This window comes from Thermocatellispora tengchongensis, assembly GCF_014202315.1.
GTDB classification, from domain to species: domain Bacteria; phylum Actinomycetota; class Actinomycetes; order Streptosporangiales; family Streptosporangiaceae; genus Thermocatellispora; species Thermocatellispora tengchongensis.
Genome location: NZ_JACHGN010000038.1, coordinates 29171 through 43655, shown reverse-complemented (window position 1 = coordinate 43655; position 14485 = coordinate 29171). Strand labels below are relative to the sequence as shown.

At 73.8% G+C, this 14485-nt stretch carries 12 protein-coding genes; 4 read left to right on the top strand and 8 right to left on the bottom strand.

Annotation, left to right across the window (positions count from 1 at the left end):
• Positions 1-216 precede the first annotated feature (216 nt).
• Positions 217-786: a hypothetical protein gene (locus HNP84_RS48930; RefSeq protein WP_221337707.1), complete on the bottom strand. Its 570-nt coding sequence runs from the start codon at positions 784-786 to the stop codon at positions 217-219.
• A 287-nt stretch (positions 787-1073) separates the two neighbouring features.
• Between HNP84_RS48930 and HNP84_RS48925 the strand changes: the two genes are divergently transcribed.
• Positions 1074-1328, top strand: coding sequence for a hypothetical protein (locus HNP84_RS48925; protein ID WP_185057007.1), 255 nt, complete (start codon positions 1074-1076; stop codon positions 1326-1328).
• Positions 1329-1339: 11 nt separating this feature from the next.
• Here HNP84_RS48925 and HNP84_RS48920 read toward each other — a convergent pair whose 3' ends face one another.
• Together HNP84_RS48920 and HNP84_RS48915 are read right to left on the bottom strand one after the other, a co-directional pair.
• On the bottom strand, positions 1340-2023 hold the full coding sequence (locus HNP84_RS48920; RefSeq protein ID WP_185057006.1) for a FadR/GntR family transcriptional regulator: 684 nt from the start codon (positions 2021-2023) through the stop codon (positions 1340-1342).
• Positions 2024-2114: 91 nt separating this feature from the next.
• A complete protein-coding gene (locus HNP84_RS48915) occupies positions 2115-2924 on the bottom strand; it encodes an alpha/beta fold hydrolase (RefSeq protein WP_185057005.1) in 810 nt (269 codons plus the stop codon).
• A gap of 138 nt (positions 2925-3062) precedes the next feature.
• Between HNP84_RS48915 and HNP84_RS48910 the strand changes: the two genes are divergently transcribed.
• The gene (locus tag HNP84_RS48910; protein WP_312927380.1) at positions 3063-4400 is read left to right on the top strand and encodes an MFS transporter; all 1338 of its coding nucleotides are present in this window, start codon (positions 3063-3065) and stop codon (positions 4398-4400) included.
• Between the two features lie 237 nt (positions 4401-4637).
• Here the strand turns inward: HNP84_RS48910 and HNP84_RS48905 are convergent, their stop codons facing one another.
• From HNP84_RS48905 to HNP84_RS48890, 4 genes are read right to left on the bottom strand one after another with little or no spacing between them, the layout of a single operon-like run.
• The gene (locus HNP84_RS48905; RefSeq protein WP_312927378.1) at positions 4638-5297 is read right to left on the bottom strand and encodes a response regulator; all 660 of its coding nucleotides are present in this window, start codon (positions 5295-5297) and stop codon (positions 4638-4640) included.
• Positions 5294-6421, bottom strand: coding sequence for a sensor histidine kinase (locus HNP84_RS56605; protein WP_185057003.1), 1128 nt, complete (start codon positions 6419-6421; stop codon positions 5294-5296). The genes HNP84_RS48905 and HNP84_RS56605 overlap by 4 nt, the downstream gene beginning before the upstream one ends.
• Positions 6418-7869, bottom strand: coding sequence for an alpha/beta fold hydrolase (locus tag HNP84_RS48895; protein ID WP_185057002.1), 1452 nt, complete (start codon positions 7867-7869; stop codon positions 6418-6420). The genes HNP84_RS56605 and HNP84_RS48895 overlap by 4 nt, the downstream gene beginning before the upstream one ends.
• 54 nt (positions 7870-7923) lie before the next feature.
• On the bottom strand, positions 7924-8949 hold the full coding sequence (locus HNP84_RS48890) for a glycoside hydrolase family 113 protein (RefSeq protein ID WP_185057001.1): 1026 nt from the start codon (positions 8947-8949) through the stop codon (positions 7924-7926).
• Positions 8950-9057: 108 nt separating this feature from the next.
• Here HNP84_RS48890 and HNP84_RS48885 point away from each other — a divergent pair, with 108 nt between their 5' ends.
• Together HNP84_RS48885 and HNP84_RS48880 are read left to right on the top strand one after the other, a co-directional pair.
• Positions 9058-9678 carry a TetR/AcrR family transcriptional regulator gene (locus HNP84_RS48885; RefSeq protein ID WP_185057000.1) on the top strand — a complete coding sequence of 207 codons (621 nt, stop codon included), beginning with the start codon at positions 9058-9060 and terminating at the stop codon, positions 9676-9678.
• 379 nt (positions 9679-10057) lie between these two features.
• A complete protein-coding gene (locus HNP84_RS48880; RefSeq protein WP_185056999.1) occupies positions 10058-11800 on the top strand; it encodes an IlvD/Edd family dehydratase in 1743 nt (580 codons plus the stop codon).
• Between the two features lie 73 nt (positions 11801-11873).
• Here HNP84_RS48880 and HNP84_RS48875 read toward each other — a convergent pair whose 3' ends face one another.
• Positions 11874-14210 (bottom strand): beta-xylosidase/alpha-l-arabinosidase, encoded by a 2337-nt coding sequence (locus HNP84_RS48875; RefSeq protein WP_185056998.1) that lies wholly within the window; start codon positions 14208-14210, stop codon positions 11874-11876.
• Positions 14211-14485: the final 275 nt, after the last annotated feature.

The following is a 14485-nucleotide window of genomic DNA, read 5'->3' as shown; positions in this document are numbered from 1 at the left end:
TGGGACGACTGGGGCTGGTGGTAGATCGGCCTGCTGAACTGAAATTCCCGGGTTTGCGGCGGTATTCGCGCGGTTCGCACCGCGAGGCCGCCGCGACCCGTTTCCGGCCCCGGCGCACGTACGCCGGCGTTCCGGCAGAGGACGGTCAGGGACAGCGACGCCGGGCACGCGGCCGGCGTAGCAGGGTCGGCGCCCCGCCGGGCGCCGCGCGCCACGTCAGAACCGGCGGCACTGGTCTTCCTTGTTGCCGCCCACGCGGTTCCCGTATCCGGTCGGCGCGGGGCGGTTCTCCTTGCACTGGAGATTGCCGTCTACCCGGTTGCGGCGGATCTCCGCGCCGCCGCGGTTGCCCACCACCTGGATGCTGCCGCCGACCCGGTTCCCGTTGACCTTCAGATACCGGCCGTTGGCGTCGAGCTGAATATCGGACTTGATCCGCGACGACTCCACCCGGGCCGCCCCGCCCTGCTTGACCTGTACGCTGCCGCCGACCACCGAGCGAGCGAGGACGGACACGCGGGCGGCCCCCTCCGCCTGGATGTTGCCGACGACGTTCACCCCCCGGGCGACCAGGGTGGCCCGCCGCTCGACCTTCACCGTCCCCTTGACCCGGGTGCCGATCAGGGTGCACGTTGCCCCCTGCGGCACGCGTACGTTGTCGAGGGTCACCGCGCGGAGGGTCCCCCGGCAGGCGCGCTCCTCGGCGAACGCCGGGGCCGCCATGATCACGGTGCCCACGCCGGCCCCCAGGACCGTCCCCAGCAGAGCCAATCCGATCTTGCGCACGTCGTACCTCCATCAGCGTCCTGCCGGGCGGCCGCCCGGCACGACTTCGACGATGTCGGCCGGCGGTGAGGTGAGGCTGAGATCAGGATGAGACCCATCTCATGAAAAGTCGTGAAGTGCGGTGAATTAGCGGCATTGCAGGGGTCGTCGCCCCTGGTCGCGGTCAGTCCGGGAGCAGGCGGCGGGCGGTCTGGAGGAAGGCGCGTACCTTGGCGGTCTCCGCCGGCGCCGGACCAGGCCCCATCGCGCGGGCGGAGCCTGCCGGAAGGGGACGAAGGCGAAAGGCGATGCCGGGCCGGGCGAAGTACCGCGAGACGTGCTCTCCCAGGGGGCACACGCCCTCGCCTGCGGCCACGGCCGGCAGCAGTTCCTACACCTCGATGTTCAACCTCGCCATCGCCCTGGGCGCGCTCGTCGGCGGCATCGTCGCCGACAGGGCGGCGATCCCGGGCGTCCTGTGGGTGGGCGGCGGCGTCGTGGCGCTCACCACCCTGGCCGTGGCCACGGCGTGGCGCGCGGGAAGGGCCGGGGCGGGCCGGTAGGCCGGGATGCGTCAGGCCAGCAGCCTCAGGCGCACGCGGATCTCGTCGAAGGTCCGGCGCACCGCCGCCGCCGCGGCGCGGACGTCCTGGACCGCGATGGCCTCCACCAGGTCGTCGTGCACGTCGCGGATGTGCGAGGGCGCCTGCATGCCGATGAGCCTGTCGGCGGCGGCGGCGAAGGTGGCCTGGTAGCTCTCGTACACCTCGCGCAGGTAGCGGTTGTTGCCGGCCTCGGCTATCGCCAGGTGGAGTTCCACATCGGCGACGCTCGTCGCCGACGCGCCCTTCGCCACGGCCTCGTGCACGTTCTCCAGGGCCTGCAGTATCCGGCGGAGCTGGCCCGGGGTCCGCCGCTGGGCCGCGAGCTGCGCGATCTCCGACTCCAGGGCGAAGCGGAACTCGAACAGATCGGCGAGGTCGGCCGCCGCCACCGCCGACGAGGGACCCGGGGAGACCGGCCCCGGGGTGCCGGAGACGTAGCTGCCCGAGCCCTTGCGGGTCTCGATGAGCCCGAGATGGGCCAGGACCCGCAGCGCCTCGCGCACCGTCGAGCGGCCCACCCCGAGCTCACGGCTCAGCTCCGTCTCCGACGGCAGCCGGTCTCCTTGCCGCAGGGCCCCGTCGGCGATCAGGCCGCGAAGCCGCTCGACCACCTGATCGGCCAGTTGCAGGCGCGTGAGCTTGGCTCCCGGCACGGATGGCACCGGGTCCCTCGGCGTCATGTCGTCCTCTGCCCTTCGTCCAGACGTCATCATGTCAGGGGCAGGGTCAACCCTAGCCCGGTGTTCAGGCGGCGACGAAAGCCCGCAGTTCATCGTTGAAGCGGGCGATCTCCTCCACGTTCACCATGTGGGCGCTGTCGTCGAAGGTGCGCAGGGTGCCGTCCGGCAGCAGGTCCCGCAGCACCTTCGCGCCCTCGTAGCGCTGCTTGCGGTCGTGGCGGCCCTGGATCACCAGCGTCGGCTGCCGGATGCGGGCGAGCCGTTCGCGGTGGTCGAGGCCGGCCATGTCGGCGCAGTAGGCGTTGAACACGTGCAGGGGCCACTGCAGCGCCCCGGCCACGAACCAGTCCAGGACCTCCGGCGCCGGCGGCCGGTGGAACAGGTACTCGCGCCCGAGCGCGGCGTACGCCTCGGCGGCCGTGGTCGTGGTGGACACGGTCTTCTGCGACCACCAGGCGATGAACTCCGCGGAGAACCCGCCGGCGATGCCGTCGCGATCTCCTCCGTACCAGGGGGCCGCCCCGACCAGCACCAGCTTGTGCACCAGCGCGGGGAACCGCTCGGCCGCGAGCAGGGCGCCGTGGGCGCCGATGCCGTGCGCCACCACCGTGCAGCGCTCCAGTTCCAGCGTCTCGATCAGCGCCTTCATGGAATCCACGAGCAGGTCGCCGCCGTAGCGGAGGTTCGGCTTGTCCGAGGCGCCGACGCCGGGCCAGTCGAAGGTGACCGTGCGGTGGTCGCGGGCGAGCGGAGCCACCTGGTGCTCCCACTCGTCGTGGGTGGCGAGCCCCGCGCTGACGAACAGGATCGGCGCTCCCGCCCCGAACTCCTCGTAGTAGACGTTCGCGTCTGTTCCCCAGGTGAGGTACGGCATGACAACCCTACTTCCAGTTGGATGGTTGTCAGACAGATTGGCGTCATCTTATGCTCCCGTCAATGCCTGCTCCTGGGGGAAAGCGGGCCGTTCATCGAAATCTGTCTGATAAGCAGACTGATCCAGGAGAGGTGTGCGGTGACAGCGGAAGCCACGTCGGCGGCCAGGCGCGCGTCGGCATCGAGTTATCTCGGCACGGCGATCGAGTGGTACGACTTCTTCATCTTCAGCACGGCCGCCGCGCTGGTGTTCGGCGAGGCGTTCTTCCCCGCCGCCGACCCCACCACGCGGACCCTGCTGTCCTTCGCCACGCTGGGCATCGGCTTCGTGGCCCGGCCCATCGGCGGCGTCGTCGCGGGTCATCTCGGCGACCGGATCGGGCGCAAGGCCACCTTGGTCCTGACGCTGTCGGTCATGGGCGTCTCGACCGCGGCGATCGGGGTGTTGCCGACCTACGACCAGGCGGGGCTTCTCGCGCCCGTCCTGCTCGTGGTGCTGCGGCTGCTCCAGGGCTTCAGCGCGGGCGGCGAGTGGGCCGGCGCCGCCCTGATGGCCGTCGAGCACTCGCCCCGCAACAGCAGGGGGCTGTGGGGATCGGTCGTCCAGTCGGGCACCCCGACCGGCCTGATCGTGGCCACGCTGGTGTTCCTGGCGGTCCAGCTCGGCGTCGGATCGGAGGCGTTCGTCGCGTGGGGCTGGCGGGTGCCCTTCCTGCTCAGCGTCGTCCTGCTCGGGGTGGCCATGTACATCAGGCTCAAGGTGAGCGAGAGCCCCGTGTTCGCGGCCATGCGCGCGCAGACGCGGGTCGTGGAGTCGCCGCTGCTCCGGGTGCTGCGCGACCACCGCAAGCAGGTCCTCATCACCGCGCTCACCTTCGCCGGCTGCAACGCCATCGGCTACGTGTTCCTGTCCTTCCTCCTGTCCTACGGCACGGGCGCGCTCGGCCTGGGGCGTGACCTGATGCTGATGCTGTCGCTGGCCGGCGCCGTGACCTGGTGCGCCGCGAACCTGGCCGGAGGCGTGCTCGCCGACCGCATCGGACGCCGGCGCACCTACATCATCGGGTACGTCCTGTTCGTCGCGTGGGCCTTCCCGTTCTTCGCCCTCATCGACACCCGCTCCCCCGGCCTGATGGCGCTCGCCGTCGTCGTGCTGTGCGCGGCCATCGGCCTGACCTTCGGCCCCCAGTGCGCCCTGTACGCCGAGTCGTTCCCGCCCGGCGTCCGCTACAGCGGGGCCTCGCTCGCGACGGCGCTGGGCGCCCTGGTGGGCGGCGCGTTCGCGCCCGTGATCGCCACCGCGCTGTTCGCCGAGACCTCGACGGCCTACTCGGTCTCCGCCTACATGCTGCTCGCCGCGCTGGTGAGCCTGGGCGCCGTCCTCGCCCTGCGCGAGAGCGATCTCGCCCGCATGCGCGCGGCCGACTACCCCGAGGACGTCGCCGCGGACGCCATGGAGCCCGCCGCCGAACGCTGACGCCGTCCGGCCGGGATCGCGGCGGGACGGGAACACCGGTCCCGCCGCGGCCGGCATCGCAAACCACGCGACCGCCCAGTGCGACCGCTCATTCACGACGGAAGGCGTCGCGGGCCGGCTCGATGTCCGCCCCGCTGCAGCGGGTCGGGCCGGCGAAGGCGGCGGCGCCGGCCGCCCCGATGTCCCGCACCGCCACCAGCGCCGGCTTCGTGTCCCTCGCCGGCGGCGCGGACGGCGTCAGGGCAGGTCGGCCCAGGTGACCAGGCCGTGCCGGTGGGCGTAGACGGCCGCCTGCACCCGGGTGCGCAGGCCGAGCTTGGCCAGGATGCGCTCGATGTGCACCTTCACCGTGCCGGGCGAGATGACCAGCGCCTGCGCGATCTCGGCGTTGCTCGCGCCGGTGGCCAGGTGGCGCAGGACGTCGGTCTCGCGCGGGGTCAGCGAGGCCAGCTCGCTGGTGGGCGGGCGGGGCGAGGTGACCGCGAAGCGGTGCAGGAGGCGGGGGGTGACCCGGGGGTCCACCAGGCCCTGGCCGTCGTGGGCGACCCGCACCGCGTCGATGATCAGGCCCGGGTCGCTCTCCTTCAGCAGGAACCCCACGGCGCCGGCCTGGAGGGCGCCGAACAGGTACTCGTCCAAGTTGAACGTGGTCAGCGCCACCACGGCCGGCGCCGGGTCCAGGGCCAGCAGGTCGCGGATGGCGGCCAGGCCGTCCATGCGGGGCATGCGGATGTCGGTCAGGACCACCTCCGGCCGGTGCCGCCGCGCCATCGCGACCACCTCGTACCCGTCGCCGGCCGTCGCCACCACCTCGATGCCGGGTTCGGACGACAGCAGCAGCCGCAGGCCCTCCCGCGTGGGCGCCTGGTCGTCGGCGACGATCACCCGGATGGTCACGGCCCCGTTCCTTCCCTCTCGCCGCCGCGCGAACCCCCGGGGCGGCCGGCCCCGGGGAGCGGGATGCGGGCGGTCACCCGCCAGCCGCGGGGTTCGCGCGGCCCGGCCGTGAGCGTGCCGCCGAGCAGCTCCGCCCGTTCGCGCATGCCGCGCAACCCGCCGCCCTCCGGCACGGCCGGCCCGCCGGGGGTAGCGCGCCCGTCGTCCTCCACCACCGCCTCCACGACCCCGGGCCCGCGCCGGACCCGCACCACCGCGCGCGGGACCCCGGCATGGCGCATCACGTTCGTCAGCGACTCCTGCACGATCCGGTACACCGCGTACCGGACCTGCGAGGGCACCTCCCCGCGCAGCGCGTCGCCGACCAGGCGGACGCGGAGCCCCTGGCGCGACAGGCGGTCGGCCAGCGCGCCCAGGTCGGCGCCGGCGTACTCCTCATCGCGCAGCAGGCCGAGCAGCCGCCTGGTCTCGCCGAGCGCGGTGCCGGAGATCTCGGCGATCACCTCCAGGGCCCGCCGGGCGTCGTCGGGCGTGCCCCGCCGCGCCCCGACGGCCTGCAGCCGGATCGCGCTGAGGTGGTGGCCCACCACATCGTGCACCTCGCGGGCGATGCGGGCGCGCTCGCGCGCCCGCCGGACGAGCTCGGCCTGCCGCACCTCATCGTGCCGCAGGCGCAGGATGTGCCCGAGCGCGACCGGAGCCAGCCCCGCGGCCACCGAGACGACCAGCCCGGACGGTTCCGCCACCGCCTCGCCGTAGACCAGGGCGAGGGCGACCAGCCAGCCCGCCGCCGCGGCGGCGGGCAGCCAGCGGGCCCGCTCGCGGTGGTAGGCGGCCGAGGCGAAGGCCGCCACGGTGACCCAGGCGCCGACCTCCGGCTGCTCCAGCAGCCGGCCGAGCACGACGACCGTGCCCGAGGCCAGCGCGGCCGTCAGCGGCAGCCGGCGGCGCACGGCCAGCGGCGCGCACACCCCGCACACCAGCGCCGCCCACAGCGGGGTGCGCCCGGCGGGGACGGTGAGCAGGGGGAACCCCAGCGTCACCAGCGTCGCCAGCACCGCCAGCACCGCGTCCTGCGCGAGCGCGGGCAGCTTGCGCCAGGCTCCGATCACGCCGCGTCTCACCCCCTGGGGATCCTAGCCAGCAGGTCCCCCGGGCAGCGCGCCCCGGGCGCGGGCAGGGTCCCGGCGGTCAGGTAGTCGTGCACGTGCCGGCGCAGGCACGTATCGCCCATCCCGGCGGCACTGTGCAGGAGGTAGGCGGCGTGCCCGTCGCCGTGCCGGACCACCCGCGCCCCGGGGATCTGCGCCGCCACGTGCTCGGCGCCGAGGTTGGGGGTGTTGTCGTCGGTGTCGCCGATCGCGATCAGCACCGGGGGCGCCCCCTTGGCCCGCAGCGGGCGCGGCGGGTTGGCGGGCTCGCCGCCCATGCCGACGCACCGGGCGAGCTGGTAGCGGCCGTGGATCCACCCGATGCGCGGGGCGGCCTGGCGCAGCCGCGACTCCATCGCCCGGAACTCCCGGTATCCCGGCACGTCCGGCATGAAGTCGTGGCACAGCATCGCGCCGTGGGGGTGGCCGGGGGACTCCGGCGGAAGGGGCTTGAGCCTGGCCAGGTCCGAGGCGTCGCCGTCGGCGGCCTTGCGCAGCGCGGCGGCCAGGCGCGGCCAGGCGGGCGGGGCGAGCCCCTCCTTGACCGCGAGCAGGAACTGCTGCCTGCTCACCGTCTGCTCCCCGGCCGGCAGCGGGGTGCGGGCGAGCAGTTCGTCGAACACCTCGATCGCGTCGTCGTCCCCCAGCGCGCACCCCGCGGCGCACCAGTCGCGGAAGCGGCGGAGCTGCGCTTCCTCGGTACGGGCGTGGTCCAGCAGCCACCGCTCCAGCGAGGGCCGGGTGTGGTCGGCGACGCCGTCCAGCACCATCCGGCCGGCCTTGGCCGGGAACAGCTCCAGGTACGCCTGGCCGTACACCGTGCCGTAGGAGTTGCCGAAGTAGCGCAGCCGGGGCTCACCGAGCGCCACGCGCAGCGCCTCCAGGTCGTGGGCCACCTGCCACGAGGTCAGCCCCGCGTACGCCGCCCCCATCGCCGCGCGGCAGGAGGCGTCGTAGGCGGCGTTCGCCTTGGCCTGCGCGCGCCAGCCCGCCGCGGTCGGGTTCAGGATCAGCCCGCCGATCCCCGCCTGCGGCCTGTCGCACTCGACGGCCGTGGAGCTGCCCCGGTCGCCCATGCCCCTGGGATCGATCAGGACCACGTCGAACCAGGTGGTCAGCTCCGACACCACCGCGGGCGTGCCGCGTACGGGCTGGATGGTCGCGCCCCCGCCGGTGTTGACCACCAGCGAGCCGAGCTTGCGCCCCGGCTCGCGGGCGGGCAGCCGGGCCAGGTCCACCCGCGTCTTCGGGCCGTCCGGCCGCTTCCAGTCGATCGGGACCGTCAGCTTGGCGCACTGCATGCCGTCGCCGCACTCCACCCACTCCAGGCTCTGCCGGGCCGCGCCCGCCGGGGCCTGGAGCGCGCCCGCCACCACCACGGCCAGAAGGAGGGCGGACAGCACTCTGCTCGAAATCCTCATGCCGCCACCCTCGCGCCCGCCCCCGGGCCCCGGCATCTGCCGTCCGGCATATCCTCAGCGGCCCCGGTAGTGCTCGGCGAGGGCGGTGAAGGCGGCCTTGGGCTCCCACGGCATGCCGGGGTAGGTGTCCCCGTCGCGGTCTTCGAAGACCTTCACGATGCCGTAGCCGGCCAGGTCCAGGTCCTCGCGGAGGTCGCCGCCGGGGCGGTGCGGATGGTCGTATTGCGCGAACAGGAACACGAAGGCGGCGTCCACGCCTTCGGCGTCGAAGACCTCCAGCAGCTCGCGCAGGTACGCGGCCTGGCCGGCCTCGTCGCGCGCGTACTCCCCCCTCAGCCGCAGCGGCGCCCCGGTGTCCTTGTCGTACTCGACGATCTCCAGCCCGCGCGCGCCCACCTCGCCCGCGCCGCGGAAGGTGGAGGCGCCGAACTCGGTGATCGCGACCGGCTTCCCCTGCGCCACCAGGGCGCGCACGCCCTCGGCGAACCGATCCGCCACCTCGGCCGACCGGTACAGGTCCATCGACACGATGTCGAACAGCGTCCAGTCGACGCGGTCCAGCGGCGTGGCGGCGTAGGTGACCCTGCCGCCGAACCGCTCGCGGACCAGAGCCACGGCCCTGCCGAGGAAGTCGCCGACCCGGCGGCCGGCCTCGCCGATCAGCTCGCGCAGGCGCGGCGGATCGCTCAGCAGCGCGATCCGCTCGGCGAAGGTGCCGCCGGGCAGGAATCCCTTGTTCATCAGGCTCAGCTCGGCGCCGGTGACGAACACGACCTGCGCGCCCCGCCGCCGGATCCGCTCGGCCCGCTCGGCGCAGTCGGCGAACAGCGCCAGCATCTCATCGGCGTCCAGGTCGAGGGGATAGGGCGAGAACCACACCTCCAGGCCCAGCCCGGCGGCGAACGACGCGGCCGACTCCAGCCGCCCGGGATCGCCGCCGGTGACGCGGACCGCGGTGCAGTGCAGGTCGTCGCGGATGATGCGCAGCTCGCGCTCGACCAGCTCCGGGTCGAAGCGCTCACGGGAGTTCCGCCCGCCGAGGACGAAGCCGGTGTCGTAGGTGATGCCTTTGACGCGCATGCGTCACACCCCTTTCCTTTTAGGTACGCCACGTACCTTACTTGCCTCGAAGCGGGGGTCAAGCCCACCATTGGAAGGAACGATCCGTACCGATCACGGGAAGAGGGCATGACGGGGGAGCCGAAGAGACAGCCCGGCGACGGGCAGACGCGGCGCCGCGGCGCCGCCCTGGAGGAGGCGATCCTGCGCGCCGCGGCGGACGAGCTCACCGAGTCCGGATACGCCGGGCTGACCATGGACCGGGTCGCCCAGCGCGCCGGCACCAACAAGAACACGATCTACCGCCGCTGGCCGAACCGCCTCGCCCTCGGCATCGCCGCCTACCGGCAACTGACCACCACGATCCAGCCCCCGGACACCGGCACGCTGCGCGGAGACGCCCTGGAACTGCTGCGCCGCGCCAACCGCCACTGGAGCTCCCCCCTCGGCGCGATCCTGCGCGACCTGCTGTCCGCGGCAGGCGGCGCGCCGGAACTGCTGGCCCAGTTGCCCGAGCAGTCCACCGACACGGTGACCGCCACCTGGCTGACCGTCCTGGGCCGCGCCATCGCCCGGGGCGAGGCCCGCCCCGAAGCGCTCCACCCGCGGGTCGCCACCGTGGCCATCGTCCTGCTCCGCAACGAGTTCGTCATGCGCGGGGTCCCCACCGCCCCAGACGAGGTCCTCGTCGAGATCATCGACGAGGTGTACCTCCCGCTGGTACGCCGACGCGGCACCCCGCCCGCCTGATCCTCCGCAACGCCCCGGGGAGGCCGCGCGACCGTTGACGGTGGACGTTCACGACATTTACCGTTACAGCGGCAGCATTCCGGCAAATCGGAGGGGAGCCGCGGGGGGAATGAGGGCCGCGCCGGCGAAATGCGTGGGCGTGCCGCTCACGGCCCGACAAGCCGCGGCCGGACGGGCGCTCGCCGGGGAGGTCCCGCTCTTCGGCGGACCGCCCCGGGTGCCGTTCTCACCGGCGCCGGCATGACGGGCCGGGTACCCGTTCCGGGTATGCCGTCCTCACGCACATCATCGCGCAAGGAAGGATCACCGTGGGCAAGCAGCATCGCAACAGTCCCGCCTTTCGACTCCTGGCCGTGGGCGTCCGGTGAGCGGGGCGGCGATGACGTCGGGCGGGGCCGGGCGGGCGAGCCGGCGTAGTGCGCACTGGTTCGCCGCCGAGGGGCGCTCGGGCATGCTGTACCGGTCCTGGATGCGCAACCAGGGGTTCGGGCCGGAGGTGTTCGACGGCCGCCCCGTGATCGGGATCGCGACCACCTGGTCGGAGCTGGCCCCGTGCAACTCCCACCTCCACCGGGTGGCCGAAGCCGTCAAGCGCGGCGTGTGGCAGGCCGGCGGGTTCCCGCTGGAGTTCCCGGTGCTGGCCACCGGCGAGACCCTGATGCGGCCGACGGCGATGCTGTACCGCAACCTGCTGGCGATGGAGGCCGAGGAGCTGATCCGGGCCAACCCGCTGGACGGCGTGGTGCTGCTGTCGGGCTGCGACAAGACCACGCCCGGCCTGCTGATGGGCGCGGCCAGCGTGGACCTGCCCGCGGTCATGGTGACCGGCGGGCCGATGCTCAACGGCAAGTTCCGCGGCATGGACGTCGGCTCGGGCACCCACGTGTGGAAGTTCGAGGCCGACATCAAGGCCGGGCGGATGAGCGTGGAGGAGGGCTACGCCGCCGAGGGCTGCATGGCCAGGTCCAACGGGCACTGCATGACGATGGGCACCGCCTCCACGATGGCCTGCATGGCCGAGGCGCTGGGCATGCAACTGCCCGGCTCGGCCACCTGGCCGGCCGTGGACGCCCGCCGCTATGAGGTCGCCCAGCAGGCCGGCCGGCGGATCGTGGACATGGTCGAGCACGACCTGCGCCCCAGCGCGATCCTGACCCGCGAGGCGTTCGAGAACGCCATCCGCGCCAACGCCGCCATCGGCGGCTCCACCAACGCGATCATCCACCTGACCGCGCTGGCCGGGCGGCTGGGCGTCAAGCTGCCGCTGGACGACTTCGACGCGCTGGCACGCGACGTGCCCACCATCGTGGACCTGATGCCCTCCGGCCGGTTCCTGATGGAGGACTTCTGCTACGCCGGCGGCCTGCCGGTCGTGCTGCGCCGCCTGGACGAGGCGGGCCTGCTCAACGGCGCCGCGCTCACCGTCACCGGCCGCAGCATGGCCGAGAACGTCGCGGGCGCGCAGTGCTGGAACGACGAGGTGATACGCCCCCTGGACGCGCCGCTGCAGCCCGCCGGCACCGGCACCGCCATCCTGCGCGGCAACCTGTGCCCCAACGGCGCGGTGATCAAGCAGTCCGCGGCCTCACCGGAGCTGATGCGGCACACCGGCCGGGCGCTGGTGTTCGACTCGCCGGAGGACTACCACGCGGTCTGCGACGACGACGATCTCGACGTCACGCCGGACGACGTGCTGGTCATCCGGGGGGCGGGCCCGAAGGGCTACCCCGGCATGCCCGAGGTCGCCAACGTCCCGCTGCCGGCCAAGCTGCTGCGCGCCGGGGTGAACGACATGGTGCGCATCAGCGACGGGCGGATGAGCGGCACCGGGTACGGCACGGTGGTGCTGCACGTCAGCCCCGAGGCCGCCGTCGGCGGGCCGCTGGCGCTGGTGCGCACCGGCGACCGGATCGAACTGGACGTGCCCGCCCGCAGGCTGACGCTGCACGTGCCCGAGGAGGAGCTGGCACGGCGCCGCGCCGAGTGGCGCCCGCCCGCCAGCCCCGACGACGGCGGCTACCGGTGGCTGTACCGCGAGCACGTGCTCCAGGCCGACGACGGCGCCGACTTCGACTTCCTGCGCGGCGGGCGCGGGCACGCCGTGCCCCGCGACTCGCACTGACCCGCCGCGGCGAGCGACACGGGCGGCCCGGAGCGCGCTCCGGGCCGCCCATCGGCGCTGAACGCGCCGGGGATCAGTGCCGCGGATCGGAGCGGACGGCCGCCTCCATCACGCGGTCGAAGCCGACCTGCCGCCGCGGCCCGGTCATGGTGACCGGGATCGCCCGGCGGATGTCGGCGCTGGAGGCGCCGACGCGCAACTCCACCTCGCCGGGATCGACCTGCCGCCGCCCGGACGCGCCGGTGTAGGAGGTCTGGTCGGCGTGCAGGGTGATCGTCACCTCGCGCGTCTCGCCCGGAGCCAGGTCCACCCGCGGAGCCGCCAGGAGCGTCTGCACCGGGCGGGCGACCTCGGCGACCGGGTCGTGCAGATACACCTGCACCACCTCGGAGACCTCGGCCGGGCCGTCGTTGCGCAACGTGACCCGCACCTCGTACGTGCCGTCGGTCGGCCACTCGGCGGCCTCCGCCTCGATCCCGGCCCAGGTCGCGGGATGGTAGGACAGGCCGTGCCCGAACGGGAACAGCGGCGTCGGGTCCACCGTGCTGACCTCGCTCGACTGGGCCAGCGGCGCGCCGAGGTAGGTGGCGGGCTGGTTGCCGCCGTCGCGGGGGAAACCGACCGGCAGCCGGCCCTGTGGCTCCACCCGCCCCGACAGCACGTCGGCCAGCGCGGGCGCGCCCTCCTCCCCGGGGAAGAACCCGCACACCACCGCGGCCAGCCGGTCGATCTGCCGCCCCAGCTCGTACGGCCGTCCGGCCAGCAGCACCAGCACCACCGGCGTGCCCGTGGCCAGCACCGCCTCCAGCAGCTCCTCCTGCCGCCCCGGCAGGCGCAGGCTCGCCGCGTCGCAGCCCTCACCGGAGGTGCCGTTGCCGAACAGGCCCGCCTGGTCGCCCAGGACGGCCAGGCACACATCGGCCCCGGCCGCGGCCTCGGCCGCCGCGGCGATGCCCGCGTCGTCGCCGCCGAGCACCGGGCAGCCCTGCTCGTGGCGCACCTGGTAGCCGGCCGGGTCGCCGCGAAGCGCTTCGACGAGGGTCGGCACGTCGATGCCGAGCGGCATCCCGGGATGGTGGACGCCCACGTGCAGCGGGAAGGAGTAACAGCCCATCATCGCGTGCGCGGTGTCGGCGCGGGGCCCGACCACGGCCAGGCGAGCGCCGGCCGCGAGCGGCAGCGCGCCGGTGTTGTGCAGCAGCACGATGGAGCGGCGGGCCAGGTCGCCGGCCAGGGAGCGGGCCGCGTCGTCGTCCAGCACGACCTCCCCCTCCTCCTCCAGCACCGCGGGCTCGGGCGACCAGTCCGCGTCCAGCAGGCCCAGCCGGCACTTCTGCAGCAGCACCCGGCGCAGCGCGCGGTCGATCAGGGCCGGATCGACCTCGCCGCGCTCGACCGCCTCCAGCAACGGCGGCCCGAAGCAGTTCACCGTGGGCAGCTCGACGTCGATCCCGGCGCTCAGCGCCAGCCGGGCCGCCTCGGCGGGCGAGCCGGCCACGTTGTGCAGGGTCTGCAGGAACGCCACGGAGAAGTAGTCGGCCACGACCGTGCCGGTGAACCCGTACGTCTCGCGCAGCAGCCCGGTGAGCATGCCCGGGTCGGCCGCGACCGGCAGGCCGTCGATGTCGGCGTAGGAGTTCATCACCGAGTCCGCCCCGGCCCGCAGCGCCATCTCGAACGGCGGCAGGATCACATCCGCCAGCTCCCGGGGGCCCACCGAGACCGGGGCCAGGTTCCGCCCGCCCTTGGAGGCGGAGTAGCCGGCGAAGTGCTTGAGCGTGGCGATCACGCCGGCCGACTGCAGGCCGCGCACGTACGCGCTGCCGATCATGCCCACCAGCAGCGGGTCCTCGCCGATCGTCTCCTCGACCCGCCCCCACCGCAGGTCGCGCGCGACGTCCAGGACCGGGGCGAGGCCCTGGTGGATGCCCAGGCGGCGCATCGTGGCACCGATCTGCGCGCCCATCCGCTCCACCAGCCCGGGGTCGAAGCCGGCGCCCCAGCACAGCGGACTGGGGTAGACGGTGGCCTTCCAGGCGGCCAGGCCGGTCAGCGACTCCTCGTGCACCAGCGCCGGGATGCCCCACCGCCCGGCCGCCACGATCGCGCGCTGGGCGTTGGCCAGGGTGGCCGCGCCGGTGACCACGTCCACCGGCCTGGTGCCGAAGGGCCGGGTGAGCTGGCCGATGCCGGAGCGGATCAGCTCCTCCCACTCCACCGGCAGCGAGGTGAACTCGTGCTGGTGCGGGGCCATCTCGCCGTCGGCGTCGTCGATGCCCACCCACACGCCGTAGAGCTGGGCGATCTTCTCGGCCAGGCTCATCCGGGACATCAGCGCCTCGACGCGGTCCTCGTCGGGCACCCCGGCGTCCTGCCACACCTCCCGGGCGGCGTCCGTGCTCACGGCCATGTCGGTCTCACAACCATCTCGAACCTCACAACCACTCGGATACTTGTCGCAAATCTCCATCGAGCCGTCCGTACGCGGGCGCGTAACGACCCGGCTCCTGCCGCAGGGCGGCGAACCCCACGGCACCGGCCACCCACGCGGGCCGGCAGACGGGTGGCACGGAAAGAACCGCGGCGCGGCGCGGCCGGGCAGACGCCATGCTCCGCGCGAGCGCGCATCGTGACCCGCACCGCCGTCATCTCACCCCACCGGCCCGTTCCCGGCCCCACCGCGGA